At 71.2% G+C, this 25,489-nt stretch carries 24 protein-coding genes and 1 pseudogene; 11 read left to right on the top strand and 14 right to left on the bottom strand.

Annotation, left to right across the window (positions count from 1 at the left end; genetic code table 11):
* Positions 1–108: 108 nt before the first annotated feature.
* Positions 109–606, bottom strand: a complete 498-nt coding sequence (locus tag AB5J49_RS06440) for an Lrp/AsnC family transcriptional regulator (protein ID WP_369167468.1) — start codon at positions 604–606, stop codon at positions 109–111.
* A gap of 89 nt (positions 607–695) precedes the next feature.
* Between AB5J49_RS06440 and AB5J49_RS06435 the strand changes: the two genes are divergently transcribed.
* From AB5J49_RS06435 to AB5J49_RS06420, 4 genes are all read left to right on the top strand, one after another.
* Entirely contained in the window at positions 696–1,460 is a 765-nt protein-coding gene (locus AB5J49_RS06435) for a LytR/AlgR family response regulator transcription factor (protein ID WP_369167467.1), read from the top strand.
* A 2-nt stretch (positions 1,461–1,462) separates the two neighbouring features.
* Positions 1,463–1,822, top strand: coding sequence for a hypothetical protein (locus AB5J49_RS06430; RefSeq protein ID WP_369167466.1), 360 nt, complete (start codon positions 1,463–1,465; stop codon positions 1,820–1,822).
* Between the two features lie 155 nt (positions 1,823–1,977).
* Complete coding sequence (locus AB5J49_RS06425) at positions 1,978–3,690, top strand: cation acetate symporter (RefSeq protein ID WP_369167465.1); 1,713 nt, start codon at positions 1,978–1,980, stop codon at positions 3,688–3,690.
* Positions 3,687–4,892: a sensor histidine kinase gene (locus tag AB5J49_RS06420; protein ID WP_369167464.1), complete on the top strand. Its 1,206-nt coding sequence runs from the start codon at positions 3,687–3,689 to the stop codon at positions 4,890–4,892. Before AB5J49_RS06425 ends, AB5J49_RS06420 begins: the two co-directional genes overlap by 4 nt.
* Before the next feature lie 3 nt (positions 4,893–4,895).
* Here the strand turns inward: AB5J49_RS06420 and AB5J49_RS06415 are convergent, their stop codons facing one another.
* From AB5J49_RS06415 to AB5J49_RS06385, 7 genes and pseudogenes are all read right to left on the bottom strand, one after another.
* Positions 4,896–5,084 (bottom strand): hypothetical protein, encoded by a 189-nt coding sequence (locus tag AB5J49_RS06415; RefSeq protein ID WP_369167463.1) that lies wholly within the window; start codon positions 5,082–5,084, stop codon positions 4,896–4,898.
* Positions 5,085–5,097: 13 nt separating this feature from the next.
* Positions 5,098–7,049, bottom strand: a pseudogene (locus AB5J49_RS06410) (septum formation family protein).
* A gap of 58 nt (positions 7,050–7,107) precedes the next feature.
* On the bottom strand, positions 7,108–8,397 hold the full coding sequence (locus tag AB5J49_RS06405) for a DUF6777 domain-containing protein (RefSeq protein ID WP_369167462.1): 1,290 nt from the start codon (positions 8,395–8,397) through the stop codon (positions 7,108–7,110).
* A gap of 193 nt (positions 8,398–8,590) precedes the next feature.
* Positions 8,591–9,541, bottom strand: a complete 951-nt coding sequence (locus tag AB5J49_RS06400) for a cytochrome c oxidase assembly protein (protein ID WP_369167461.1) — start codon at positions 9,539–9,541, stop codon at positions 8,591–8,593.
* 113 nt (positions 9,542–9,654) lie between these two features.
* Complete coding sequence (locus AB5J49_RS06395) at positions 9,655–10,680, bottom strand: 6-phosphofructokinase (protein WP_274237268.1); 1,026 nt, start codon at positions 10,678–10,680, stop codon at positions 9,655–9,657.
* Positions 10,681–10,921: 241 nt separating this feature from the next.
* Positions 10,922–11,650, bottom strand: coding sequence for a type 1 glutamine amidotransferase (locus AB5J49_RS06390; RefSeq protein WP_369167460.1), 729 nt, complete (start codon positions 11,648–11,650; stop codon positions 10,922–10,924).
* Between the two features lie 23 nt (positions 11,651–11,673).
* Positions 11,674–12,912 carry a MurT ligase domain-containing protein gene (locus AB5J49_RS06385; protein WP_369167459.1) on the bottom strand — a complete coding sequence of 413 codons (1,239 nt, stop codon included), beginning with the start codon at positions 12,910–12,912 and terminating at the stop codon, positions 11,674–11,676.
* A gap of 111 nt (positions 12,913–13,023) precedes the next feature.
* Between AB5J49_RS06385 and def the strand changes: the two genes are divergently transcribed.
* Positions 13,024–13,563: a peptide deformylase gene (gene def / locus AB5J49_RS06380; RefSeq protein ID WP_369167458.1), complete on the top strand. Its 540-nt coding sequence runs from the start codon at positions 13,024–13,026 to the stop codon at positions 13,561–13,563.
* Between the two features lie 98 nt (positions 13,564–13,661).
* Here the strand turns inward: def and AB5J49_RS06375 are convergent, their stop codons facing one another.
* On the bottom strand, positions 13,662–14,306 hold the full coding sequence (locus tag AB5J49_RS06375) for a TetR family transcriptional regulator (RefSeq protein WP_369167457.1): 645 nt from the start codon (positions 14,304–14,306) through the stop codon (positions 13,662–13,664).
* Positions 14,307–14,480: 174 nt separating this feature from the next.
* Between AB5J49_RS06375 and AB5J49_RS06370 the strand changes: the two genes are divergently transcribed.
* Positions 14,481–15,707 carry an acyl-CoA dehydrogenase family protein gene (locus AB5J49_RS06370; protein WP_369167456.1) on the top strand — a complete coding sequence of 409 codons (1,227 nt, stop codon included), beginning with the start codon at positions 14,481–14,483 and terminating at the stop codon, positions 15,705–15,707.
* Positions 15,708–15,781: 74 nt separating this feature from the next.
* Positions 15,782–16,465, top strand: a complete 684-nt coding sequence (locus AB5J49_RS06365; RefSeq protein ID WP_369167455.1) for a transcriptional regulator — start codon at positions 15,782–15,784, stop codon at positions 16,463–16,465.
* On the opposite strand, the gene AB5J49_RS06360 is transcribed toward AB5J49_RS06365, so the two are convergent.
* From AB5J49_RS06360 to AB5J49_RS06340, 5 genes are all read right to left on the bottom strand, one after another.
* Positions 16,455–16,691 (bottom strand): DUF6213 family protein, encoded by a 237-nt coding sequence (locus AB5J49_RS06360; RefSeq protein WP_062697809.1) that lies wholly within the window; start codon positions 16,689–16,691, stop codon positions 16,455–16,457. The genes AB5J49_RS06365 and AB5J49_RS06360 overlap by 11 nt on opposite strands.
* 25 nt (positions 16,692–16,716) lie before the next feature.
* Positions 16,717–18,111 (bottom strand): NADP-dependent succinic semialdehyde dehydrogenase, encoded by a 1,395-nt coding sequence (locus AB5J49_RS06355; protein WP_369167454.1) that lies wholly within the window; start codon positions 18,109–18,111, stop codon positions 16,717–16,719.
* 76 nt (positions 18,112–18,187) lie between these two features.
* The gene (locus AB5J49_RS06350; RefSeq protein ID WP_369167453.1) at positions 18,188–18,661 is read right to left on the bottom strand and encodes an NUDIX domain-containing protein; all 474 of its coding nucleotides are present in this window, start codon (positions 18,659–18,661) and stop codon (positions 18,188–18,190) included.
* A 16-nt stretch (positions 18,662–18,677) separates the two neighbouring features.
* Positions 18,678–20,216, bottom strand: coding sequence for an ATP-dependent DNA ligase (locus tag AB5J49_RS06345; RefSeq protein WP_369167452.1), 1,539 nt, complete (start codon positions 20,214–20,216; stop codon positions 18,678–18,680).
* A 181-nt stretch (positions 20,217–20,397) separates the two neighbouring features.
* On the bottom strand, positions 20,398–21,381 hold the full coding sequence (locus AB5J49_RS06340; protein WP_369167451.1) for an NAD(P)/FAD-dependent oxidoreductase: 984 nt from the start codon (positions 21,379–21,381) through the stop codon (positions 20,398–20,400).
* 77 nt (positions 21,382–21,458) lie between these two features.
* Between AB5J49_RS06340 and AB5J49_RS06335 the strand changes: the two genes are divergently transcribed.
* The 4 genes from AB5J49_RS06335 to AB5J49_RS06320 all read left to right on the top strand — a co-directional run bounded on the left by AB5J49_RS06335 (position 21,459) and on the right by AB5J49_RS06320 (position 25,382).
* Positions 21,459–22,031: a helix-turn-helix domain-containing protein gene (locus AB5J49_RS06335; RefSeq protein WP_369167450.1), complete on the top strand. Its 573-nt coding sequence runs from the start codon at positions 21,459–21,461 to the stop codon at positions 22,029–22,031.
* Between the two features lie 104 nt (positions 22,032–22,135).
* The gene (locus AB5J49_RS06330; protein WP_369167449.1) at positions 22,136–23,113 is read left to right on the top strand and encodes an NADPH:quinone oxidoreductase family protein; all 978 of its coding nucleotides are present in this window, start codon (positions 22,136–22,138) and stop codon (positions 23,111–23,113) included.
* The gene (locus tag AB5J49_RS06325; RefSeq protein WP_369167448.1) at positions 23,110–24,291 is read left to right on the top strand and encodes an acyl-CoA dehydrogenase family protein; all 1,182 of its coding nucleotides are present in this window, start codon (positions 23,110–23,112) and stop codon (positions 24,289–24,291) included. Before AB5J49_RS06330 ends, AB5J49_RS06325 begins: the two co-directional genes overlap by 4 nt.
* Positions 24,288–25,382 carry an acyl-CoA dehydrogenase family protein gene (locus tag AB5J49_RS06320; RefSeq protein WP_369167447.1) on the top strand — a complete coding sequence of 365 codons (1,095 nt, stop codon included), beginning with the start codon at positions 24,288–24,290 and terminating at the stop codon, positions 25,380–25,382. The genes AB5J49_RS06325 and AB5J49_RS06320 overlap by 4 nt, the downstream gene beginning before the upstream one ends.
* The last annotated feature ends 107 nt before the right edge of the window (positions 25,383–25,489 follow it).

Here is a 25,489-nt window from a genome sequence, read left to right as displayed (position 1 = left end):
AAGGTAGGAAGTGCCCGATACGAGCGACAAGGAAGAAATATTGCGTGTCGGCGCAGGAATCCTGCGTAGTTTCTTCGGTGGACGCAGTCTTGCTGCGCGCTGAGATGTTTAAGGGGACGTCTGCTCGGGCGCGGGCTGGCTCGCGCCCGCCTCGGGGCTCTCGGGAAGCAGATGGGACAGCACCATCACGCTGATCGTCTTCCGGATGAACGGCTCGACGCGGATCCGCTCCAGCACCTCCTCGAAGTGCTCCACGTCCCGTGCCCGCACATGCAGCAACGCGTCCGCGCCGCCCGTCACCGTCATCGCCGCGGTGATCTCCGGATGGTTGCGGACCACCTCCGCGAGCCGCCGCGGCGGGGCCGCGCCCTCGCAGTACACCTCGACGTACGCCTCCGTACGCCAGCCCAGCGCCGACGGCTTGACCGTGGCCGTGAACCCGGTGATCACGCCGGTGTCGCGCAGCCGGTCCACGCGCCGCTTCACCGCCGTCGCGGACAGCCCGACGCTCGTGCCGATCTCGGCGAAGCTCGTCCTGGCGTTCGCCATGAGGGCAGTGGTGATCTTCCGGTCGAGTTCGTCGAAGGACGCCGCGCCGCTGTTCATGAGGGCACTGTAAGTGGCCCGGTACGCAGCGCGAACGTCCATCCGGAGCACATGTCCAAGCGTGCGAATTACTCCTAGACTCCGGGTTCATGCTGCGCGCCCTCGCTGTCGACGACGAACGCCCCTCGCTGGAGGAACTGCTCTACCTCCTGAACGCCGACCCCCGCATCGGCAGCGCGGAGGGCGCGGGCGACGCGACCGAGGCGCTGCGCCGGATCAACCGCGCCCTGGAGTCGGGGCCGGGCGGGCCCGAGGCGATCGACGTCGTCTTCCTCGACATCAACATGCCCGGCCTGGACGGACTGGACCTGGCCCGGCTGCTGACCGGATTCGCCAAGCCGCCGCTGGTCGTGTTCGTCACCGCCCACGAGGACTTCGCAGTCCAGGCCTTCGACCTCAAGGCCGTCGACTACGTCCTCAAGCCCGTCCGCAAGGAGCGCCTGGCGGAGGCGGTCCGGCGCGCCGTCGAACTGCGCGCCGCCGAACTCCGCGACAGCGCCCCCCGCATACCCGTGAGCGAGCCCGACCCCGACCACATACCGGTCGAACTCGGCGGCGTGACCCGCTTCGTCTCCGTCGACGACATCACCCACGTCGAGGCCCAGGGCGACTACGCCAGGCTGCACACCGACAAGGGCAGCCACCTCGTCCGCATCCCCCTGTCGACCCTGGAGGAGCGCTGGCGCGCCCGCGGCTTCGTCCGCATCCACCGCCGCCACCTCGTCGCCCTGCGCCACATCGGCGAACTCCGCCTGGACGCGGGCACCGTCAGCGTCATGGTCGGCTCCGAGGAACTCCAGGTCAGCCGGCGGCACACGCGCGAGCTGCGGGACCTGCTCATGAGGAGGGCGTGACGATGCCCAGCAACCCCGCCGACCGCCGCGTCGTCGTCACCGGCCCGCCCCGGCGGGAGCGCCGCGTCTCCGGCTACTACCGCCCGCGCACCGAGATCGACGAGCAGACCACCCTCGGCCACACCTACGTCCGCTCCCTGATGCGCACCCAGCTGCGCACCGCCCTCGCCGTGCTCGCCGTCCTCGGCCTGCTCGTCGGCCCGCTGCCCCTGCTGTTCGCCGCGATGCCGGCCTCCCGCCACCTGGAATGGGCGGTCCTCGGTTTCGGCCTCTACGCACCGCTGGTCCTGCTGGCCCGCTGGTTCGTGCGCCGCGCCGAGCGCAACGAACGGGACTTCGTACGGCTCGTCGAAGACCGCTGAGCGCTCCGCTGGAAGGGCCGGGATATGCCGTCGATCGTCTGCTGCGCCGTCGTGGCTGGTCGCGCAGTTCCCCGCGCCCCTTCAGGGCACTGCAGAACCGCAGCCGACTTCGCCCGACCTGCTGAGACCGCCGAGCATGAGGAACTGATGCGGCCGTGAACTCCAGCTACGCCGTCCCCGCCGTCGCCCTCGTCGTCCTGGCGACCGTCCTCGTCGGCGCCTTCGGCCTGCGCATCTCGCGCACCACCTCCGACTTCTACGTCGCCTCCCGCACCGTCGGTCCCCGCCTCAACGCGGCCGCGATCAGCGGCGAATACCTCTCCGCCGCCTCCTTCCTCGGCATCGCGGGCCTGGTCCTCGTGCAGGGCCCGGACATGCTCTGGTACCCGGTCGGCTACACCGCCGGATACCTGGTCCTGCTGCTGTTCGTCGCGGCCCCGCTGCGCCGCTCGGGCGCCTACACCCTCCCCGACTTCGCCGAGGCCCGCCTCTCCTCGCAGGCGGTACGGCGGCTCGCGGGCGCCTTCGTCGTCGGCACCGGCTGGCTGTATCTGCTGCCCCAACTCCAGGGCGCCGGACTGACGTTGACCGTGCTGACGGGCGCCCCCGACTGGCTCGGCGGAGTGATCGTCGCCGTCGTCGTGGTCGCCATCGTCGCCGCCGGCGGCATGCGCAGCATCACCTTCGTGCAGGCCTTCCAGTACTGGCTCAAACTCACGGCCCTGCTGGTCCCCGCGCTCTTCCTGATCCTCGCCTGGCAGGGCGACGGCGCCCCCCGCCACGCCTTCGACGAACCGGCCACCTTCCGCGAACAGAGCGTCGTGCGTGTCGACGGCACCCTCAACCTGAAGCTCGAGCGGCCCCTGACCGTCACGGTGAGCGGCACCATCGACGGCCGCAGTCACGACGAGAAGCAGCTCCGGCTCCCCGCCGGCTCCCACCACATCGAGGGCGGCACCCGCCTGACCTTCGCGAAGGGCGCCGAGGTTCCCGAACCCGACCGCTCGGCCAACGGCGGCCTGTCTCCCTCGCAGGCCGAGAGCCGCGGCGAACGCCCGCTGTACGCCACGTACGGACTGATCCTCGCCACCTTCCTCGGCACCATGGGCCTGCCGCACGTCGTCGTGCGCTTCTACACCAGCCCGCACGGCGTCGCCGCCCGCCGCACCACCGTCGCCGTGCTCGGCCTGATCGGCGCCTTCTACCTGCTGCCCCCGGTCTACGGCGCCCTCGCCCGTCTCTACGCCCCCGAACTCACCCTCGCCGGCGACGCGGACGCCGCCGCACTCCTCCTGCCCGGCCGCATGATCGGCGGCCTGGGCGGCGACCTGCTCGGCGCCCTCGTCGCGGGCGGCGCCTTCGCCGCGTTCCTGTCCACGGCGTCGGGCCTGACCATGGCCGTCGCGGGCGTCCTCACCCAGGACGTGCTCCCCTCGCGCGGCGTACGGCACTTCCGGCTCGGCACGGTCCTCGCCATGGCCGTCCCGCTCGCCGCGAGCGCCCTGGTCGGCGGGCTGCCGGTCGCCGACGCGGTGGGCCTGGCCTTCGCGGTCTCCGCGTCGTCCTTCTGTCCGCTGCTCGTCCTCGGCATCTGGTGGCGGCGGCTGACCCCGACCGGCGCGGCGGCCGGGATGCTGGTGGGCGGCGGCTCGGCGCTGCTCGCGGTGGCGGCGACGATGGCCGGCTTCCCCGGCTCCGGGGCGCTGCACGCGCTGCTCGCCTGGCCCGCGCTCTGGTCGGTGCCGCTGGGCTTCCTCACGATGATCCTGGTGTCCCTGGCCACCCCGGGCCGGGTGCCGGCCGGGACGGCGGCGATCCTGGCGCGGTTCCATCTGCCGGAGGAGCTGCGGGCGGAGGTGAAGGGATGAGCGGATTCATCGCGGGCCTGTGCGTGGCGATCCTCCCGCTGCTCGCCGCCGGCTTCTGGCTCGGCCGGCGCACCACCCGCCCCGAGAACCTCGGCGGCCTCGGCACCCCCGTCGAGCACGCCACCTTCGAGACGCTGCACACCGCCTCCCTCGCCGCACCCCCGCTGCGGGCCGGACTCACCGAGGAGACCGCCCGCAAGTCGGCCCGCAGGCTCCGCTCACTGCTCGGCACGGACGCGCTCTGCCTGACCGACCAGAAGGACGTCCTGGCCTGGGACGGGGTGGGCGGACATCACCGTACGGAGATCATGGAACGCCTCGCCGGGCCCCTGGAGTCGGGTCGCGGCGAGGCCTTCCCGCTCACCTGCGACACCCCCGACTGCCCGGTGCGCTGGGCGGTGGTCACCCCGCTCACCGTCGACGACCGCGTCCACGGCGCGCTCGTCGCCTGCGCGCCCCGCGAGTCGGCGGTGCTCGTGCGGGCGGCGGGCGAGGTGGCCCGCTGGGTCTCCGTGCAGCTGGAGCTCGCGGATCTGGACCAGTCCCGCACCCGCCTGATCGAGGCCGAGATCAAGGCCCTGCGCGCCCAGATCTCCCCGCACTTCATCTTCAACTCGCTCGCGGTGATCGCCTCGTTCGTGCGCACCGACCCCGAGCGCGCCCGCGAACTGCTCCTGGAGTTCGCCGACTTCACCCGCTACTCCTTCCGCAGGCACGGCGACTTCACCACCCTCGCCGACGAACTCCACGCCATCGACCACTACTTGGCGCTGGTACGAGCCCGCTTCGGCGACCGCCTGTCGGTCACCCTCCAGATCGCGCCGGAGGTACTGCCGGTGGCCCTGCCCTTCCTCTGCCTCCAGCCGCTCGTCGAGAACGCCGTCAAGCACGGCCTGGAGGGCAAGGCCCACAAGTGCCGCATCCAGATCACCGCGCAGGACGCCGGCGCCGAGGCCCTCGTCGTCATCGAGGACGACGGCGCCGGAATGGACCCCGCCCTGCTGCGCCGCATCCTCGCCGGTGAGGTCAGCCCGTCGGGCGGCATCGGGCTGTCCAACGTCGACGACCGGCTCCGGCAGGTGTACGGCGACGACTACGGCCTCGTCATCGAGACCGCCCTGGGAGCGGGCATGAAGATCACCGCCCGGCTGCCGAAGTACCAGCCGGGCGTGCACTCCGCGGGACGGCTCATCCGGGAGTGAGGCTCAGCTGCCGCGGCTGACGACCATCCCCAGCGTGATCAGCCCCAGTACCACCCACCCGAACCACAGCCAGCCATTGCTTCCGAGCGCCACCGTGTAGGCCGTCACCACGACGAGTCCGCCGACGGTGACCACCCCCATCGCCTTGGTGGACCCGTCCGTAGAACCGCTGGAACCGCTAGAACCGGGCATCGCAACACCCTCCTCATGGTTCGTCCCCCTCCATGGTGCCCCCGTTCTGCCTCCGTACGGTGCACACGACGAAATGAGTGCCGTTCTTCCAGGACCCCTCGCTCGTCCAGGAGCCCGCCGTGTACACGGAAGGGTCGAATCCGTACTCGCGCGGCGGCACCTCCCGGGCACACGCCGTGTCCGACTCGGTGCGCGCCTCTGCCAGCGTGACGTCGGCGGCAGCCGGGTGAACCCGAGCACCTGCTCGTCGTGCGGGCTGGCGCAGGACACCAGGCGGGCGTCCCGGTGGGAGCGCACGTCCAGACAGTCCCGCCGCTGCATGGTCGCCGTGTCGGCGAAGGCCGACCCCGCCTTCCGATGCTCGCCCAGGGGCCCGTACACCGGCCCGTGCGCGCCCAGCACCAGACAGGCGGTGCGCCGCCCGGCCGCCTCGAACCCCGCCTGCGTCGGTACGACGGCGAAGCTGCGGACGTCCGCGAGCCGACCGCGGATCTCCTCCGTCCGCTCCTCGCAGGCCGCAGGCCCCTCCTGGCGCGCCTGGGCGGCGGACGCGGCCGCGACGAACCCCATCACCTGCCCGTCCGGTGCCTTCGTCCCGCAGCCGGGATCCAGACTCAGCCGCGGCCTGCCCTGGAAGGGGGCCGCGCCGGGCCAGTCGGCGAGCACGCAGTCACCGCCCTCGAGCGGATCACCGAGCCCCACGGTGTCGCCGTACGGCCGCTCCGCCCCGCCCGTCTGCGACTGCTGTGCCAGGGCGTACCAGACACCGGCTCCCGCGAGCGTCAGCCCGAGGAGCCCGGCGAGGACCGCGTGGAGGATGCGGGGGCGGGTAGGACGCCGGTCGCCGGGCCAGGCGCTGAAGCCCCGCAGCTCATCCGGTTGATCGGCCAGGGAACCGAGGCCCCGCGGGCCGCCGGGCGGCTCAGGCAGCGAACCGAAGCCCTGCGGTCCACCGCGCCGCTTGGCCACGGAGGCCTGGCGATCCGACGGAGGTGGCGAGCCGGCCCCCGCCGCGCCCGGCGCGGGCCCTGGCGGTGGCGCCCCACCCCAGTGCGGCTGCGAACCGAGGTCGGTCTGGGTCCGCGCGTACGCGTCGACCTCCGGCGTGACGATCCGCGACAGCGCCGCCTCCGCCCGCGCCGCGGACATCCGCTGCTGCGGATCCTTCTCCAGCAGCGCCTTCAGCACGGGCTCCAGGGCCCCGGCCCGCGCGGCCGGCCGCGGCTCCTCCATGACCACCGCGGTGATCTCCGCCAGATGCGACTCGCGGTCGAAGGGACCCCGGCCCTCGACGCCGTAGTACAGCGTGCAGCCCAGCGAGAACAGGTCGGTGGCCGCCGTGGGCGCCCCGCCCGTGGCCCGCTCCGGCGCCAGATAGCCCGACGTACCCACGAGCACCGACGCCAGCGTGTACCGCCTCTCCCCGGCGTCCGGCTGCACCGAGATGCCGTAGTCGGCGAGCAGCACACGTCCGTACGGCGCCCCGGTGCGGTCCGGCGCCAGCAGGATGTTCGCCGGCTTCACGTCCCGGTGCATGACGCCCCGCTCGTGTCCGGCGGTCAGCGCGTCGAGGACGGCGAGCCCGATGCGGGCGCACTCCGCGGGTGCGAGCGGACCGAGCCGGGCGATGAGGTCGCGCAGGTTGACGGCGTCGGCCACGTACTCCATGACGATCCACGGCAGCCCCTCGTGCTCCAGCACGTCGTGCACGGTCATCACATGCGGATGCCCGCGCAGCCCCGCCGCGTGCCGGGCCTCCGCACGGGCGCGGGCCACCCGGGCCTCGTGCTCGTCGGCCTCGGCCGGGTCCCTGAAGACGATCTCCTTGAGCGCGACCTCGCAGGCGAGTCTCTGGTCGTGGGCGAGCCAGACATGTCCCATACCGCCGCTGCCCAGCCGGTTCAGCAGCAGATAACGGCCGGCGATGACCCGACCCACTCCCGACGTCGATGATCCTGAAGGCATCCGGTGACTCCCGGGTTCTGCGTTCTGCGTCTGCGTTCCGCGGGGCGCTGCGTGGTTGCTATGCGTTCGTGCGCGAGGTGGGCTCGCCGGTGGACGGGGCGCCGGTCGCCGGCTCGGTCGTGGCGGGCACGCTCGTCTCGGGCGGCGGGGCACTGCTGGTGACCGGGGCGCTGGGCGGGGGCGAGCTGGTGGTCTGCGGCGGTGGGCCGGTCACGGGCGGGGGCGGTGAGCTGGACGCGGGGTCCTTGGTCGACGGGGACGGGGTGGAGGTGGGCGGCGGGCCCGAGGACGGGGGCCCGCTCGTGGGACCGGGGCTTGTCGTACCCGGGCCGGAGGACGAGGGCGGCGGAGTCGAGCCGGACGGCGGCGAGGACGTGGACGGCGACGGCGCGGACGGCGACGGCGTCGAGGTCGACGGAGGCTGGGTCGGCTGCGGTGTCCCCGAGCCCGGGGGAGTGGACGTCCCGCCGGACGTCCCGCCGGACGTGCCGCCGGACGTGTCACCGGCGGTGCTGCCCCCGGCCACGCTCAACGTCACGTACTCCCCGAACCCCAGCTCGGTCCCGGCCGCTGGATCGGACGCCGTGACCCGGGCGTCGTCCGGCGGCAGCGCCCCGCCGTCGAAGGCGACCGCGAGCCCCTTGTCGGCCAGCCGCCAACCGGCCTGCTCGAACGTCGTCCCGGCGAGGTGCGGCACCGAGCGCCGTTCGCGCGTGTCGAACGCGGTGTCGTCCTCGCCGGTGGTGCCGACGGGACGGTTGATGCCCCGGTCCGGCTCATGGACATCGACGAGAGCGAGTCGCTCCACTTCCCGCGCGGCGGGCCGCACCGCCACCACGGACGCCTTTTCGTAACCCTTCCATTCCTCGTTGCGGTCGTCGAATTCGACCTTTATCCAGGTTGTGTCACCCTCGAAGGGCCGCAGCGGATTTCCGCACGAGCACTTCACGGCGGGAAGACCTTCCGCATCGACGAGAACGGCGATTCCCGTCTGAAGCAGCGCGTTGAAGGGGACGGCCTTGCCCTTTTTGTAGTCGTGGTTCTTAACGATAGTGTCGTGACGCAGGAGTACGGGCGTGAGGCGATCGAGATAATCCGGAATCTCGGCCGTGGTGACCGAGAGCGCCGCTGCCCACGCCTGTGCCTTGTGCTCGTTGGCGGGATCGGTGAGGAACTCCTTGAGCCGTACGACGTCACAGATCGTCGGCTGCTTGGAACCCCCGTAGAGACCAGGAGTGTCGCCCTGCTGCAGACCGCCGTGCGCCGCCTGCGCTCTGACCTGCTGGTCCCGCCCCAGCCCCTGGCTCTCGTCGAAGAAGGGCGCGAGCGAGGGAACCCCCGAGGCCACTGCCCTCACCATGAGCGACGGTGCGTCCCGATCGCACCCACTGAGCATCAGAACGAAGACCAGAGGGACGGCGATCCTCCGAATCGCCGATTTTCCGGCCCTGTGTACGAAAACGCGAAGCGTCATTACCGCTCCCCCCGGCGGTTCCCCCGACGCGCTTCATGCTACTGAAAGGCGAAGCCTTTCGGTTTCCTCAGTTTCCGCGTGCGTTCAATGAGGCCAAATAGGCGTTGTACGCCTCGAGTTCCTTGTCGCCGTCCCGATCGGCGGCCCGGTCCGTGCGCCTGGCCTGCCGCTGCTCCGAGCCGTACCACTGGAACAGCAGCGCGATCAACACCAGCACGGACGGAATCTCACTGAACGCCCAGGCGATACCGCCGGCCGCGTTCTGATCGGAGAGGGCTTCGATGCCGAGCGAGGCGGGCGGGTTCTTGAACGTCTCGACCATAGGCTCCGACGCCATCATCAACGCGATACCGAAGAACGCGTGGAACGGCATACCCGCGAACAGCTCCAGCATCCGCATCAGATACCCCGGCCGTTGCGGACCGGGATCCACGCCGATGATCGGCCAGAAGAACACCACACCCACGGCGAGGAAGTGCACCATCATCGCGACGTGCCCGGTCTTGGAGCCCATCAGGAAGTCGAAGAGCGGTGTGAAGTACAGCGCGTACAGGCTGGCGATGAACAGCGGAATGGTGAACGCCGGATGCGTGATGATCCGCATGTACCGGCTGTGCAGCAGGGCCAGCAGCCACTCCCGCGGCCCCTTGCGCCCCCGCCCTGCCGGCGGCAGAGCGCGCAGCGCCAGTGTCATCGGGGCGCCGAGCAGGATCAGGATCGGCGACAGCATGCTGATCACCATGTGCTGCACCATGTGCACGCTGAACATGACCATGCCGTAGTCGTTCAGCCCGGTGCACATGACGAGCATCACGGACAGCACCCCGACGACGTACGAGACGGTCCGCCCGGCTGACCACGAGTCCCCGCGCCGCCGCAGCCGCACGACCCCCCACGCGTACAGCGCGAGCCCCACCAGGCAGGCGACGAGGAAGAACGGGTCGGCCGACCACTGAAGACCCCGCCCCAGCGTGAACGGCGGCAGATCCATGGTCATGCCGTGCCCGCTGTGATCCATTCCGGCGGCTCCTGATTCGTGGGGGTTGTGCAAGTCTGTCCGCACACAGACTAGAACTGCCCCCGGCCGCAGCTGCGGCCGGGGGCAGACTCTTCAGCGCTGCACAAAGCGATCTAGAGGACGCACTCGGCCTCTTCGTACCGCTCCACGGGCACCGTCTTCAGCGTCTCCACGGCCTCCGCCAGCGGCACCATCACGATGTCGGTCCCCCGCAGCGCCGTCATGTGGCCGAACTCCCCACGGTGCACGGCCTCCACCGCGTGCCACCCGAACCGCGTGGCGAGCACCCGGTCGTACGCGGTGGGCGTACCGCCCCGCTGCACATGCCCGAGGATGACCGGCCGCGCCTCCTTGCCCAGCCGCTGCTCCAGCTCGATCGACAGCTGGCGCGCGATCCCGGCGAAGCGCTCGTGCCCGTAGACGTCCTTGCCGCCCTCGTCGAAGGCCATCGTGCCGGGAGCCGGCTTGGCGCCCTCCGCGGCGACGACGATCGCGAACCGCTTGCCCGCGTCGAACCGCTCGCCGACCCGTCGGGCCAGCTCCTCGATGTCGAAGGGCCGTTCCGGCACGACGATGGCGTGCGCGCCGGCCGCCATGCCGGAGTGCAGCGCGATCCAGCCCGTGTGCCGGCCCATGACCTCGACGACCAGGACCCGCTGGTGGGACTCGGCGGTGGTCTTGAGACGGTCCAGGGCCTCGGTGGCCACACCCACGGCCGTGTCGAAACCGAAGGTGACGTCCGTGACCGCGATGTCGTTGTCGATGGTCTTCGGCACACCCACGACGGGCAGACCGCTGTCCGACATCAGCCGGGCGGCCTTCAGCGTGCCCTCGCCGCCGATCGGGATGATGGCGTCGAGGCCGAGCTCCTCGACATGGCCCTTGGCCCGCTCCACACCGTCCCGCAGATGGGAGGGCTGGACCCGGGAGGAACCCAGGATCGTGCCGCCGCGGGCGAGGATGCCACCCACCGCGTCGAGGTCGAGCTTGAGGTAGTCGCACTCCAGGAGGCCCTTCCAGCCGTCCCGGAAGCCGATGACCTCGTCGCCGTGGTCGACGACGGCACGGTGCACGACGGACCGGATGACGGCGTTCAGGCCGGGGCAGTCGCCGCCGGACGTGAGGACACCAATGCGCATAGCCCGAAAAACCTTCTCAACGTGGGCCGGGACCGGACCACGCTGTCCGGCTCGAATCCCCGCCACCCTAGCGGCATCAGGGGGCGGGGCCGAAGCATGCGTCCGCCTGCTGGACGACCCCGCTCACCTGTGCGGACGGCCCGTCAGACGGGCTGGTGACCGCAGGCTGGAATCGAGAGAAACGAGCCGTCAGGCGGGCTGCCGCGCGACTGTGTTCACGCAGGTTGCTGCGCGGTTGTGTTCACGCAGGCTGCTGCGCAGACGCGATGCGCTCGTTGCGCAGCGCCTCGTACCAGCGGTCGTCGGTCGGCGGCAGCGCGTTCACATCGAGCGCCAGCTTCAGCAGCAGGTCGGCGATGAGCGGGTTCCGGGCGAGCACCGGGCCGTGCATGTACGTACCGAAGACCGTGTCGTTGTACGCCCCCTCCGTGCCGTCACCGGTGCCGTTGCCGTTGCCGAGGCGGACCTGGGCGAAGGGGCGGGCGGTGGGGCCGAGATGGGTGACGCCCTGGTGGTTCTCGAAGCCGGTCAGCGGGGGCAGGCCGAGCCGCGGGTCGATGTCTCCGAGGACGTCACCGACGCACCGCTCGCCCTCACCGCGCACGGACACGACGTCGATCAGCCCGAGGCCGGGCTCACGCTGACCGAGGTCGTTGATGAACTCGTGCCCGAGGATCTGGTAGCCGGCGCAGACGGAGAACACGATCGCGCCGTTCTCGACGGCCCGGTGCAGACCGCCGTCCCGGCGCAGCCGCTCGGCCGCCAGCCGCTGCGGACGGTCCTCGCCGCCGCCGATCAGGTAGATGTCGCCGGAGGTCGGGATCGGCTGGTCGCTGCGCACGTCGAGGCGGGCCACGTCGAGTCCGCGCTGCCGGGCCCGGCGCTCCACCACGAGGACGTTGCCCTGGTCGCCGTAGGTGCTGAGCAGGTCCGGGTAGATCCAGACGACCCGCAGTTGGTTGTCGCTCACTTAAGTCCCCTGAAGTCCGGTGATCAGTTGCCGACCCGGCGGCGCAGGTCCTGGAACGCGGTGTAGTTGGCGATGACCTCGATCCGGCCCGGCGGGCTCATCTGCACGGCCTGGTCGAGGTTGTCGCACACCTGGAACTGCTGGTTCGCGACCTCCAGACGCACCGCGAGGTCGAGCTTGCGGTCGCCGATGACACAGATCGGGTGCCCGGTCAGCCGCGTGTAGTCGACGTCCCACAGCCAGGAGGTGTCGGTGCCGTCGGCGCCGCGCGCGTTCACCGAGAGGATCACCGGGGTCGGCGGCGGGTCGATGAGGGAGAACGTCTCGAGCCAGCCGGCCGGGTTCTTGGCGAGCAGCAGCCGCAGATCCCGCTCCTGGAACTGGACCACGTCGTAGCGCCCGGCGACGGCCTGCACCTGGTACATCCGCTCCAGAGCGACCTGCGGCGGCACCCCGAACACAGCAGCCACGGCGGCCGAGGACGCGGCGTTGGCCTTGTTGGCGCGACCGGGCAGCTGCAGATGAATGGGCCAGGCGGAGCCGTGCGGATCGAGGACATGATCACCGGAGAGCGCCCAGCTCGGCGTCGGCCGCCGGAACCCGCACTCACCGCAGAACCAGTCGTCGCCCGGCCGCTGCATCACACCACCGCAGGACGGGCAGGACCAGGCGTCGTCCTTCCACATCTGCCCGGCGGCGACCCAGATCACATTGGGGGAGGAGGAGGCCGCCCACACGACCAGCGGGTCGTCGGCGTTGGCGATGATCACGGCCTTCGAACCCGCGAGCCCCTCGCGCCAGTTCTCGGCGAGCATCCGGGTCTCGGCGGCGCGGTCCAGCTGGTCACGGGAGAGGTTGAGCAGCGCGATGCACTTGGGGTCGGTGTCCCGGGCGACCCCGGCGAGGTACTTCTCGTCGACCTCGATCACGCCGTAGCGCGCTTCCGAGCTGCCGGCGAGCGCCGAGGTGATGCCGGCCGGCATGTTGGCGCCGAGCGCGTTGGACACGACGGGACCTGCGGCCCGCAGGGCCTCGGCGATCAGCCGCGTCGTGGTGGTCTTGCCGTTGGTCGCCGACACCAGGACCACGTCCAGGTTCTGCGCGAGCCGCGCGAGCAGGTCGGGGTCGAGCTTGAGTGCCACCCGGCCGCCGATCACCGAACCGCTGCCGCGCCCCGCAGCGCGCGATGCCGCCGCGACCGCCTTGCCCGCGGTCACGGCGAGCTTGGCCCGCGGCGAGAGCGGGTCCGAGTTGCCTGCCATCAGTTCTCGATCCTCCTTGCGTACGCGCCGCGCCTCTGCCTGCCGGCAACGTGGTGGTGGTCAGCCTATCGAGATCCATTCGCACTCCCGAATCGCCGTACCCTTGCGGCCATGCGGAACGCCTCCATTCCGGGCGCGCACGGGCGCGTCCGACCCCTCTCCCTGCTCGGTGACCCGGTGCTGCACGCACCCTGCAAGGAGGTCACCGACTTCGGCCCCGAACTGGGGAGGCTGGTGGAGGACCTGTTCGCGACGATGTACGCGGCCCAGGGCGTGGGCCTCGCCGCGAACCAGGTGGGGGAGTCGTTGCGGGTGTTCGTATACGACTGCCCGGACGACGAGGACGTACGACACCTCGGGCATGTGGTGAACCCGCGGTTGGTGGAGGCCGACGGGGTGGTGATCCGGGGGCCGGAGGGGTGCCTGTCGCTGCCGGGCCTGGAGGCCGGGACGGAGCGCTACGACCATGCCGTGGTCGAGGGTTTCACGGTGACGGGGGAGCCGGTGACGGTCCACGGCACGGGCTTCTTCGCCCGCTGCCTCCAGCACGAGTGCGACCATCTGGAGGGCCGGGTCTACGTCGATCACGTCACGGGGTGGCGAAAGCGACGGGTGCTGCGGCAGGCCGCGCGAGCGCCGTGGAGGCGTTGAGTCGCGCGGCTGCGGCTGCGGCTGCGGGTCGCGGGTGGCTGGTCGTGCCCACGCGGCGGAGCCGCTTATTGACACAGCCCCGCGCCCCTCGGGACCCTTCAGAACCCGGGGCCACCCATCTTGTCGCCCGCCGCTGCCAGCCTTCCCCACAACAGGTCGGCCAGGCTGTGCACCAACTCCGCACGCGAGCAAGGGCGTTCGCCCAGCCACCAGTCTCCGGCCGCGTGCATCATCCCGACGATCCCATGCCCCCACACCCGAGCCAGCTGCTGACTGCCGGGCCCGAGATCCAACCGCTCCTCGATGACGGTGGCCAGCTCCTCGCCCATCCTGCGGAGCAACGGCGCGCTGTGCTTGCCGACGTCGAAGCCCGGGTCGCCCGGCTGGCCGCCCTCCGCCGGGTGCATCAGGAACCGGTACACCTGAGGCCGAGCCTCGATCGCCGCGAGGTAGGTGTCGAGCGTGGCCTCGACCCGCTCCCGCCGGTCCGCCGGGGCGTCCAGCGCGGCCCGCAGGGAGTCCAGCAGTGCATCCGTGTGACGCTTGGCCAGCGCCGCGTAGAGTCCACCCTTGTCGCCGAAGTGCCGATAGAGAATCGGCTTCGTGATGCCCGCCTCCGCCGCGATCGCGTTCATCGAGGCCTGTGGGCCGTCGCGCAGCACCACCCGGTCGGCGGCCTCCAGCAGCTCGCGCCGACGGCGGTCGGCCGACCGCTGCTGTTCGGTCCGCTGTGTGGTGTCCATGAGCTCTCTCCCCCTAATCGGTGACGCCTGCGCAAACTAACACTCAGCCTGCCTCCATCATCGAACGGGCTACCGATCGGTCATCACGGGTTGACTTCACCTACTCGCGGGTAACAAACTAGGGTTACCGCTAGTAACAAGCATCAAGCATGCACGTACGCCGCTGGAGGGGTCATGGCCGAGTTCACCATGGAGCTCAACGACGAACAGAAGGAGGTCCGGGACTGGTTGCACGGATTCGCCGCCGATGTGATCCGCCCCGCGGCCGCCGAATGGGACGAGCGTGAGGAAACTCCCTGGCCGGTCATCCAGGAGGCCGCGAAGGTCGGCATCTACTCGCTCGACTTCTACGCCCAGCAGTACTTCGACCCGACCGGTCTCGGCATCCCCACGGCGATGGAGGAGCTGTTCTGGGGTGACGCGGGCATCGCCCTGTCGATCGTCGGCACCGGTCTCGCCGCCGTCGGCGTCCTGGCCAACGGCACCGAGGAGCAGATCGGCACCTGGGTGCCGCAGATGTACGGCGATGCCAACGATGTCAAGCTCGCCGCGTTCTGTTCCTCCGAGCCCGACGCCGGCTCGGACGTGGCCTCGATGCGGACGCGTGCCGTGTACGACGAGGCCAAGGACGAGTGGGTGATCAACGGCACGAAGACCTGGGCGACCAACGGCGGCATCGCCAACGTCCACGTGGTCGTCGCGGTCGTCGACCCGGACCTGGGCTCCAAGGGCCATGCGTCCTTCATCATCCCGCCGAACACGCCGGGCCTGGCCCAGGGCCAGAAGTTCAAGAAGCACGGCATCCGTGCCTCGCACACCGCCGAGGTCGTCCTGGACAACGTGCGGGTGCCGGGCTCCTGCCTGCTGGGCGGCAAGGAGAAGCTGGACGAGCGGCTGGCGCGGGCTCGTGAGCGGGCCAAGGCGGGTGGCGAGCGTGTGAAGAACGCGGCGATGGCCACGTTCGAGGCTTCGCGGCCGGCCGTCGGCGCGATGGCCGTCGGCACGGCCCGCGCCGCGTACGAAGTCGCCCTCGACTACGCGATGACCCGCGAGCAGTTCGGGCGGCCGATCATCGACAACCAGGGCGTGGCCTTCCAGCTGGCCGAGATGCGGACGCAGATCGACGCCGCGCGGCTGCTGGTGTGGCGGGCGTCCTGGATGGCGGTCAACGGGAAGCCGTTCACGGCGGCCGAGGGGTCGATGTCCAAGCTGTTCGCCAGTGAGACGGCGAAGAAGGTCACGGCTCAGGCGATACAGATCCTCGGCGGCAACGGCTACACCCGGGAGTACCCGGTGGAGCGGATGCACCGCGATGCCGCGATCTACACGATCTTCGAGGGCACGAGCGAGATCCAGCGACTGGTGATCGCCCGTACGTTGTCGGGTATGTCGATTCGGTAGCGCCACAGGGATCTGCCGGGCGACGCGGTCTGCGTGTGCAGGCGTCGACCGCAGCCGAGTCGACGGAGGACGCCATGACGCGTACGGCCACGGAGTTGCTGGCGACGACCACGGCGGCGCTCGCCCCCGACCCGCGGGCCAACCCTCTCGTGCCGCTGATCGCGAGAGGCGAGGCCGATCGCACCACCACCCTGGCCGCCCTGTCCCTCGAACAGGGCTGGGTGATCCCCGCCGACCGCCGCGCCTTCCTCCATCTGGCCCTGCGCGCCGCCCCGGAGGCCCCCGAGTCCGCCGCCTTCTTCACCCTGCTCGCCGAGGGCGAGGCGCTGGCGGCGGAGCGCCTGGGTGCATTCAGTCAGGCGTGCGGCGTGGACGAGGCGCGCGCCCGCACGTATGAGCCCCTGCCCGGCTGTCAGGCCTACCCCGCGTATGTGGCCTGGCTGGCACTCAACGCCTCCCCGGCCGACGTGGTGCTGGCACTCGCCGCCAACTTCTCGGCCTGGGGCGGCTATTGCGCCACGATCGCCGAGGCCCTGCGCACCCGGTACGGCTTCACGGACGAGGCCTGCGCGTTCTTCGACTTCTTTGCGGAACCCTCCCCGGAGCTGGAACGGAGGGCGACGGACGCCGTTCAGGCGGCACTGGACGCAGGCCACCTGGACGAGAACCTCGCGCACACATACGGAAGGCTGCTCCAGAGTTACGAGAGCACTTTCTGGGCGACGCTGGGGCAACGCACAGAGACCCCTACGGCGTAGTCCCGCTGCTGTGCGCGATGCACGCCACATCGATCCGATCCGCGAGCTTCGCCAGCTCGATGGTCAGCGCGGCCACCGTGTCCTCGTCGAGCCCGTCCTCCCCCGCCTCGACGAGGTGCAGCCACCGACCACCCACCGTGCGCAGCAACTTGCTCACATCGGCCGCAGCCACCTGCAAGGTTCCGTGGGCATCGACGATCAGCGGCAGAGTCACTTCGCGGTTCACACCCGGGATCGTAGCTCCGCAGCGTTCACGCACCGTGCCAAACGGTAGTGATGTTGCAGAACTCGCGGATTCCGTGCCCGGACAGCTCACGCCCGTACCCGGAGCGCTTCACGCCGCCGAACGGGAACGCCGGATGGGACGCCGTCATGCCGTTGACGTACACACTCCCGGCCTCCAGATCCCGTACGAACCGGTCGACCTCGGCCTCGTCGCGCGTCCACACGTTCGAACTCAGCCCGAAGGGCGAGTCGTTGGCGATCAGTACCGCCTCGTCCAGATCGCCCGCCCGGTACAGCGTGGCGACCGGGCCGAACGCCTCCTCCCGGTGGATCCGCATCTCGCGGGTGATGTCGGCGAGGACGGTGGGCGTGTAGTACCAGCCCGGCAGTTCGGGCCGGCGGAGCTGGTGACCGCCGCACAGCACGGCCGCTCCGCTGCGCCGGGCGTCGTCGACGAGTTCCTCCAGATCGGCTCGCCCCTTCTCGCTCGACAGCGGGCCGACCTCCGTCTCCTCCTGCATCGGGTCACCGACCACCAGCGCCTTCATGCCCTCGACGAACCGTTCGGCGAAGGCGTCGTAGACGTCCGTGTGCACGATGAACCGCTTGGCGGCGATGCACGACTGCCCGGTGTTCTGCACCCGCGCGGTCACCGCGGTCTGCGCGGCACGGTCGAGGTCGGCCGACGGCATGACGACGTACGGGTCGCTGCCGCCCAGTTCCAGCACCGTCTTCTTGATCATCTCCCCGGCGGTGGCGGCGACCGCGCGGCCGGCCGGCTCGCTGCCGGTCAGCGTGGCCGCCTTGACGCGGTCGTCGCGCAGAATCTCGTCCACCTGTCCGGAGCCGATGAGCAGGGTCTGGAAGCAGCCCTCGGTGTAGCCCGCGCGGTGGAACAGGTCCTCCAGGTACAGGGCGGTCTGGGGGACGTTCGAGGCGTGTTTGAGGAGGCCGACGTTGCCCGCCATCAGCGCCGGGGCCGCGAAGCGGATCACCTGCCAGAGGGGGAAGTTCCACGGCATCACCGCCAGCACCGGGCCCAGCGGGCGATAGCGCACCCGCACCCGGGAGGCGCCCGAGTCCTTCACGTCGGACTCGGCCGGCTCCTCGTCGGCGAGCAGCTCCTCGGCGTGGTCGGCGTACCAGCGCATCGCCTTGGCGCACTTGGCGACCTCCGCGCGCGCCTGCTTGATGGGCTTGCCCATCTCGGTGGTCATCACCCGGGCGATGTCCTGCTGGTCCCCTTCCAGGAGATTCGCGGCCTGGAGCAGCAGGCGCCCACGGTCGACGAAGCTCGTCATCCGGTACGTGCGGAACGTGGCCTCGGCGAGCTGGAGCCGGCGCTCGATCTCCTCGGCGCCCATGGCCTCGTACGTCTTGAGCGTCTCGCCGTTCGCCGGGTTCACCGTTGCGATGGGCATGACCGACCTCCTGGGAGCGGGCTGATGCTTCGACCTTCGCGCGAGGTGGTGGGTACCGCAACGCGTGTACGGCCGCTCAGGCCGAGTGCTCCGCCAGCCGGTCGAGAAACGTGGCCTGGGCCTTGACGATCAGCTCGCGCGCCCGGTCCACGCCCAGCCACTGCACCCGGTCCAGCTCCGGGAACTCCCGTGTCTGCCCCGAGCGCGGCGGCCACTCCATCACGAAGGTGCCGGGGACGACCGTCGCCGGGTCGAGGTCGGCCTCCACCGCCCACACCGTGACGATCTTGCCGCCCGACTGTCTGACCTCGCCGAGCGGTACGGCCTCCCCGTCCGGCGGCGCCAGCCCCAGCTCCTCCTGGAACTCACGGCGGGCCGCCTCCCAGGCGGGCTCCTCGGGGTCGTACTCGCCCTTCGGGACCGTCCATGCCCCGGCGTCGCGCTTGGCGAAGAACGGGCCGCCCATATGGCCGAGCAACACTTCCAGGCCGTCGTCGGTGTGGCGGAAGAGCAGCAGGCCCGCGCTGTGCTTCCCGCGGGACGACGTCACGGCTTCACCTCCGCGGTCATGGCTTCACCTCGGGGTGCGCGGCCAGCAGGGTCTCGACCGTGTCGGCCTCCTCCGGCCGCTTGTCCTCGCGGTAGCGGACCACGCGCGCGAAGCGGAGGGTGACGCCGGCCGGGTAGCGGGTGGAGCGCTGCAGGCCGTCGTAGGCGATCTCGACGACGAGTTCCGGGCGTACGGTCACCACCCAGCCGTTGTCCTCCACGGCCAGCTCCTGGAAGCGCTCGGTCTGCCAGGTCAGCATCGCGTCGGTCATGCCCTTGAAGGTCTTGCCGAGCATGGCGAAACCGCCGTCCGCGGTGCGGGCGCCCAGGTGGAGGTTGGAGAGCTTGCCGGTTCTGCGGCCGTGGCCCCATTCGGCGGCCAGCACCACCAGGTCGAGGGTGTGGACGGGCTTGACCTTCAGCCAGGCGGCACCGCGCCGGCCCGCGCTGTAGGGGGCGTCCAGGGCCTTGACGACCACGCCCTCGTGCCCGCGTTCTAGGGTCTCGGCGAGGAAGCCCTCGGCCTGCGCGAGGCCCTCGGGGCCGGACACCAGCGTGCGGCGCACCCGCATCGGCTCGGGGACCAGCCGCGCCAGTTCCGCGTGCCGCTCGGTGAACGGCAGGTCGAGCAGGTCGCGGTCGTCGACCGACAGGACGTCGAAGAAGACGGGGGAGACGGGGACCTCCTTCGCCGCCGTCGCCACGTCCACGCGGGAGCCGACGCGGCCCGCGGTCTCCTGGAAGGAGCGGGGGCGGCCCGCGTCGTCGAAGGCGATGACCTCGCCGTCCAGGATGAAGCGCTCCCCTCGCAACTCCCTTGCTGTCGCGGTGAGTTCGGGGAGGCGGTCGGTGATGTCGTCCAGGGTGCGGGTGTAGATCCGTACGGTGTCGCCGTCGCGGTGCAGCTGGACGCGGATGCCGTCCAGTTTCTCCTCGACCGCGCAGGCGTCGAGCTTGTCGACCGCCTCCGCCACCGACGAGGCGCTGTGCGCCAGCATCGGCAGCACCGGGCGGCCCACGGTGAGCCGGAAGCGGGCGAGGGCGGCGGGGCCCTCGGAGAGCAGGGCCTCGGCCACCGTCTGGAGCGACCCGGCGAGCATCACCGCCCGCCGGACGTCCGCCGACGGTGCCTCCGTCGCCTGGGCCAGGCCCTCCACCGCCACGGCGTCCAGGGCGCCCTGCCGCACCTCGCCGGTGAGCAGCCCGAGCAGGAAGCGCTGCTCGCCCTCCGTGGCCGCAGCCATCAACTCGCCCACCAGGCGGGCCCGTTCGGCCTGTGAGCCCGTGCCGGACACCTTGCCGAGCTCGGTCAGTCGCGCGTCCACCTCGCGCACGGTGAGGGTCGGCTCGGCGGCCGGGGTGACCGGGCGGCTCAGCACCTTCCAGCCGATGCCGAGCCGCCCCTGTGGCAGGCGCCCCGCCAGATACGGGATGACGATCGGCACGTCGTCCGCCTCGGCGCCCCGGAACAGCTCCGCGAGCAGAGCGATCTTCCGGGACCGCGCCGAGGTCGCGGCGACCTCCTGGGACACATGGGCCAGCCGGGTGAGCAGCATGCAGCCATGGTGCGACGCGCTCCGCTGGATTTCACCCGGACGAACGGCTATTGCCGCGATGGGTCCTCGATCGTCTGCGGGTCCGTCGTGGCTGGTCGCGCCCACGCGGCGGAGCCGCATATCGATACAGCCCCCCGCCCCTTTGGGGCGCTGCCGAACCGCAGCCTGCTTCGCGAGGGGCTCAGCGGGGGGCCGCCGCGTCCAAGGCCGTCATCAGCAGCTCCCCGTTGATGAAAGCCCCCGCTCGGTAACCGCCCGCCGCCGCGTTCACGACCTGCTCGGAGAAACCCATCGCGTTGCCTACCGCCCAGACGCCTGGCACCGAGGTGAGCCCTGTCGGGTCGACGACCGGATACGAGCCGAAGGGGGTCTCCGTCAGGTCGGCGCCGAGCTTCTCCAGCAGCTGGGTCTGCGGCACCGCGCGGGGCGCGACGAACAGCACCTCGCGCGCGTGCACGGTGTCTCCTCCAGATGAGGTGCCCCCTGCGAGGCGTACGCCCGTGAGCCGGTCGTCCTCGATCACGAGCCCGGCCACCTCGCCGGGGACCACCTTCACCCCGGCCGCGGCAAGCCTGCGCAGGTCGTCGTCCGACAGATCGGACTCGGCGACCTCGTGCAGGAAGAAGGTCACGTCCTTCGACCACTGCGACACCATGAGGGCCTGGTGCACGCTCTGAGGGGTCGTCGCCAGCACGCCGAAGGCCTGGTCGCGGACCTCCCAGCCGTGGCAGTACGGGCAGTGCAGCACATCCCTGCCGAACCGCTCGGCGACGCCGGGGACGTCCGGCAGCTCGTCCTTGAGGCCGGTGGCGATGACGAGCCTTCGGGCGTGCACGTGCCGTCCACTCGCCAGCGCGACCGCGAAGCCCTCGCCGCGCGAGACGTCCACCGCCCGGTCCCGGACCAGCTCGACGCCGTACCGCGCGATCTCCTCGCGTCCGACGGTCAGGAACTCGGCGGGCGGCATGCCGTCCCGGGACAGATAGCCCTGCATATGGGCGGCGGGCGCGTTGCGTGGCTCGCCGGCGTCGACGACCAGGGTGCGGCGCCGGGCGCGGCCCAGGACGAGGGCGGCGGACAGGCCGGCCGCGCCGCCTCCGACGACCACGACTTCGTACCGCTCGGTGTCCCTGCCGGTGTCCTTCTCGGTGTCCTTCTCGGTCATGGTGACCACCTCCACGACGACCGTGGCTCCACAGCCGCGGGATTGACAAACGGCTTTGCCGATTCTGCAATATGGCCATGAGTACCGACGACGTTCTGGCCGAAGTGGGGCCGCGGCTCAGGAGGCTGCGCAAGGACCGGGAGGTGACCCTCGCGGCGCTGTCCGAGAGGACCGGCATCTCCGTCAGCACCCTGTCCCGGCTGGAGTCCGGTCTGCGCAAGCCCAGCCTGGAACTGCTGCTGCCGATCGCGCAGGCTCACCAGGTGCCGCTGGACGAGCTCGTCGGGACGCCGCCGGTGGGGGATCCGCGGGTGAAGGCCGAGCCTCTCGTGCGACACGGACGCACCTACTGGCCGCTCACCCGCCAGCCCGGTGGCCTCCAGGCCTTCAAGGTGCTGGTTCCGGAACGCAGGGAAGAGCCCGAGCCGCGCACCCATGAGGGGTACGAGTGGCTGTACGTGCTGGCCGGCCGGTTGCGGGTCGTGCTGGGCGAGCACGACGTGGTGCTCACGGCAGGGGAGGCGGCCGAGTTCGACACGCGGGTGCCGCACTGGTTCGGGTCGACGGGGGAGGGGCCGGCGGAGTTCCTGAGCCTGTTCGGGCCGCAGGGGGAGCGGATGCACGTACGGGCGCGTCCCCGGAAAGCGTGACGGACGCGACTGTTCCCCGGCGGAGTGTTCCCTGATGAGCAAGCGACCGCTTAGTATGCGAACCGACCCCGGTCAGACGCAGCAGTCCCCCGTGGAGGCCCCGCATGCAGGCATGGCAAGTGCACGAGAACGGCGAGCCGAGTGAGGTGATGCGCCTCGAGGACATCGAGACGCCCACGCCCGGTGACGGCCAGGTCCTGCTGAAGGTACGTGCCGCGAACATCAACTTCCCGGACGCGCTGCTGTGCCGGGGGCAGTACCAGGTCAGGCCGCCGCTGCCGTTCACGCCGGGTGTGGAGATCTGCGGCGAGACCGAGGACGGGCGCCGCGTGCTCGCCAACCCCGTGCTGCCGTTCGGCGGTTTCGCCGAGTACACCGTCGCGGACGCCGCCGCACTCCTGCCCGCGCCCGACGCGCTGGACGACGCCGAGGCCGCCGCCCTGCACATCGGCTACCAGACCGGCTGGTTCGGTCTGCACCGGCGGGCCGGACTGGAAGCCGGCGAGACGCTGCTGGTCCACGCTGCCGCCGGAGGGGTCGGCAGCGCGGCCGTGCAGCTCGGCAAGGCGGCCGGTGCGCGGGTCGTCGGTGTCGTGGGCGGGGCCGAGAAGGCGGCCGTGGCCAGGGAACTGGGCTGCGACGTCGTCATCGACCGGCGTGCCGAGGACGTCATCGCGGCCGTGAAGGAAGCCACCGGCGGCCGGGGCGCCGACGTCATCTACGACCCCGTCGGCGGCGAGGCCTATGCCCAGTCCACCAAGGTCGTCGCCTTCGAGGGGCGGATCGTGGTCGTCGGCTTCGCCAGCGGCACGATCCCCAGCCCCGGGCTCAACCACGCCCTGGTGAAGAACTACTCGATCCTCGGCCTGCACTGGGGCCTGTACAACACCAAGAACCCGAAGCTGATCCAGCACTGCCACGAGCAGCTCACCGACCTGGCCGCCCGCGGCGCGATCAAGCCGCTGGTGAGCGAGCGCGTGCCGCTGGGCGGGGCCGCGGCCGCCGTGCAGCGGGTCGCCGACGGCGTCACCACGGGGCGCGTCGCCGTGATCCCGGGACTCACCGAAGGAGGAGCGGCATGATCGACGCCGCCGAACTGCGCCGCCGTACGGCGGAGCTGCTCGCCGTACACCCGCCGGCCACCACCGACCGCCTGGAATTCCTGCGCGCCCGCTTCGACGCGGGTCTTGCGTGGGTGCACTACCCCGAGGGCCTCGGCGGACTGGGTGCCCCGCGCTCGCTCCAGGTCGTCGTGGACGCCGAACTGGAGGCCGCCGGAGCCCCCGACAACGACTCGCGCCGCAATGGCATCGGGCTCGGCATGGCCGCCCCGACGATCCTCAAGTACGGCACCGAGGAGCAGAAGCAGCGCTATCTGCGGCCGCTGTGGGTGGGGGAGGAAGTCTGGTGCCAGCTGTTCAGCGAGCCCGGCGCCGGCTCCGACCTCGCCGCGCTGGGGACCCGGGCCGTCCGTGAGGGCGACGGATGGGTCGTCAACGGGCAGAAGGTGTGGACGTCCGGCGCGCACAACTCCCGCTGGGCCATCCTCATCGCCCGCACCGACCCGGATGTGCCCAAGCACGCCGGCATCACGTACTTCCTCTGCGACATGACCGACCCGGGCGTCGAGGTCCGGCCGCTGCGCCAGATCACCGGCGAGGCCGAGTTCAACGAGGTGTTCCTGACCGACGTCCGCATCCCGGACGCGTGCCGCCTCGGCGAGGTCGGTGACGGCTGGCGGGTCGCGCAGACCACGCTGAACAACGAGCGCGTCGCCATCGGCGGCATGCGGCTGCCCCGTGAGGGCGGCATGATCGGCCCGATCTCGAAGACCTGGCGCGAACGCCCCGAGCTGCGCACCCACGACCTGCACCAGCGGCTGCTGAAGTTGTGGGTGGACACCGAGGTCTCCCGCCTCACGGCGGAGCGGCTGCGCCAGCAGCTCGCCCTGGGCCAGCCCGGCCCCGAGGGCGCCGGCATGAAGCTCGCCTTCGCCCGCCTCAACCAGGAGATCAGCGGCCTCGAGGTCGAACTCCGCGGCGAGGAGGGCCTGTTGTACGACGACTGGACCATGCGCCGGCCCGAGCTGGTGGACTTCGTCGGCCGTGACGCCGGCTACCGCTACCTCCGCTCCAAGGGCAACAGCATCGAGGGCGGGACCACCGAGGTCCTGCTGAACATCGTCGCCGAGCGCGTCCTGGGCCTGCCGTCCGAGCCGCGCACCGACAAGGACGTCGCGTGGAAGGACCTCGCCCGATGACAACACACCGCACGGAGCCCGACCTGCTCTACTCGGAGGAGGAAGAGGCGCTGCGCGCCGCGGTACGGGACCTGCTCGCCGATCACTGCGACGCCCCCGGCGTCATCGCACGCACCGAGTCGGACGCCCCGCACGACCTGGCGGCCTGGAAGGCGCTCTCGGACGGCATGGGCCTGGCGGGGCTGCTGGTCCCGGAGGAGAAGGGCGGCCAGGGAGCCACGCACCGCGAAGTCGCCGTCGTGCTGGAGGAGTTGGGGCGCGCGGTCGCTCCCGTGCCGTACCTGACGAGCGCCGTCGTCGCGACCGAGGCTCTGCTGGCCTGCGAGGGCGAAGGAGGCCTGCTCGGCGAGCTGGCGTCCGGTCGGCGGATCGGGGCCCTCGCCGTCGCCCTGAACGTCGTTCCGGGCGGCGCCTACAAGGTCGTACGGCATGAGGACGGTGGCCTGTACGGGGAGTTGACCGGCATCGCGGACGCGGTCGTCGCGGACCTGCTGCTCGTGCCCGCGGACGACGGTGGCCTGTACGCGGTGGACGCCGCTGCCGTGACCGTCACCCCGCAGGTGTCCCTGGACCTGACCAGGCCGGTGGCGACCGTGGTTCTGGAGGGTGCGGCCGGCCGCCTGCTGGGGGACGCCGAACCCGCCGTACGGCGCGGGTTGCGCGCCGGGGCCGGGCTGCTCGCCTCCGAGCAACTCGGGCTTGCCGAATGGACGTTGACCGAGACGGTCCGCTATCTGAAGGACCGCAAGCAGTTCAACCGTCCCGTCGGCGGCTTCCAGGCCCTCAAGCACCGGCTCGCCCAGCTGTGGCTGGAGGTGGTCAACCTGCGCGCGGCAGCGCGGGCCGCAGCCGACGCGCTCGCGACGGGCGACGACGTCGACGTGGCGGTGGCCGTCGCCCAGGCGTACGCGGCACCCGTCGCCGTGCACGCCGCCGAGGAGGCGCTGCAACTGCACGCCGGTATCGGGATGACCTGGGAGCACCCCATCCATCTGTATCTGAAGCGGGCCAAGGCCGACTCGATCGCCTACGGCACCACGGGCGCCCACCGTGCGGCGCTGGCCGAACTCGTCGACCTGCAGGCTCCCTGACGTACACCTGCGCGAAGCGCACGGAAAGCCCTCCCCCTTTCGGACGCTGTTGGTAAATCGGGTGCGGGCGTGATGACGGCCTGTGCGATCCCGTTGGGGTCGTGCAG

This window comes from Streptomyces sp. R28 (assembly GCF_041052385.1).
Taxonomy (GTDB): Bacteria; Actinomycetota; Actinomycetes; order Streptomycetales; family Streptomycetaceae; genus Streptomyces.
The sequence above is the reverse complement of the archived record's forward strand: the minus strand, read 5'-3'. Positions and strand labels throughout refer to the sequence as shown.

What these genes read in the sequence shown, in the direction of transcription:
- AB5J49_RS06335 (WP_369167450.1), top strand. Translation starts at nt 21,459, where the DNA reads ATGAGTACCGACGACGTTCTGGCCGAAGTGGGGCCGCGGCTCAGGAGG.
- AB5J49_RS06370 (WP_369167456.1), top strand. Translation starts at nt 14,481, where the DNA reads ATGGCCGAGTTCACCATGGAGCTCAACGACGAACAGAAGGAGGTCCGG.
- AB5J49_RS06415 (WP_369167463.1), bottom strand. Translation starts at nt 5,084, where the DNA reads ATGCCCGGTTCTAGCGGTTCCAGCGGTTCTACGGACGGGTCCACCAAG.
- AB5J49_RS06395 (WP_274237268.1), bottom strand. Translation starts at nt 10,680, where the DNA reads ATGCGCATTGGTGTCCTCACGTCCGGCGGCGACTGCCCCGGCCTGAAC.
- AB5J49_RS06340 (WP_369167451.1), bottom strand. Translation starts at nt 21,381, where the DNA reads ATGACCGAGAAGGACACCGAGAAGGACACCGGCAGGGACACCGAGCGG.
- AB5J49_RS06365 (WP_369167455.1), top strand. Translation starts at nt 15,782, where the DNA reads ATGACGCGTACGGCCACGGAGTTGCTGGCGACGACCACGGCGGCGCTC.
- AB5J49_RS06355 (WP_369167454.1), bottom strand. Translation starts at nt 18,111, where the DNA reads ATGCCCATCGCAACGGTGAACCCGGCGAACGGCGAGACGCTCAAGACG.
- AB5J49_RS06325 (WP_369167448.1), top strand. Translation starts at nt 23,110, where the DNA reads ATGATCGACGCCGCCGAACTGCGCCGCCGTACGGCGGAGCTGCTCGCC.
- AB5J49_RS06430 (WP_369167466.1), top strand. Translation starts at nt 1,463, where the DNA reads ATGCCCAGCAACCCCGCCGACCGCCGCGTCGTCGTCACCGGCCCGCCC.
- AB5J49_RS06440 (WP_369167468.1), bottom strand. Translation starts at nt 606, where the DNA reads ATGAACAGCGGCGCGGCGTCCTTCGACGAACTCGACCGGAAGATCACC.
- AB5J49_RS06435 (WP_369167467.1), top strand. Translation starts at nt 696, where the DNA reads ATGCTGCGCGCCCTCGCTGTCGACGACGAACGCCCCTCGCTGGAGGAA.
- def (WP_369167458.1), top strand. Translation starts at nt 13,024, where the DNA reads ATGCGGAACGCCTCCATTCCGGGCGCGCACGGGCGCGTCCGACCCCTC.
- AB5J49_RS06320 (WP_369167447.1), top strand. Translation starts at nt 24,288, where the DNA reads ATGACAACACACCGCACGGAGCCCGACCTGCTCTACTCGGAGGAGGAA.
- AB5J49_RS06385 (WP_369167459.1), bottom strand. Translation starts at nt 12,912, where the DNA reads ATGGCAGGCAACTCGGACCCGCTCTCGCCGCGGGCCAAGCTCGCCGTG.
- AB5J49_RS06400 (WP_369167461.1), bottom strand. Translation starts at nt 9,541, where the DNA reads ATGGATCACAGCGGGCACGGCATGACCATGGATCTGCCGCCGTTCACG.
- AB5J49_RS06375 (WP_369167457.1), bottom strand. Translation starts at nt 14,306, where the DNA reads ATGGACACCACACAGCGGACCGAACAGCAGCGGTCGGCCGACCGCCGT.
- AB5J49_RS06330 (WP_369167449.1), top strand. Translation starts at nt 22,136, where the DNA reads ATGCAGGCATGGCAAGTGCACGAGAACGGCGAGCCGAGTGAGGTGATG.
- AB5J49_RS06420 (WP_369167464.1), top strand. Translation starts at nt 3,687, where the DNA reads ATGAGCGGATTCATCGCGGGCCTGTGCGTGGCGATCCTCCCGCTGCTC.
- AB5J49_RS06345 (WP_369167452.1), bottom strand. Translation starts at nt 20,216, where the DNA reads ATGCTGCTCACCCGGCTGGCCCATGTGTCCCAGGAGGTCGCCGCGACC.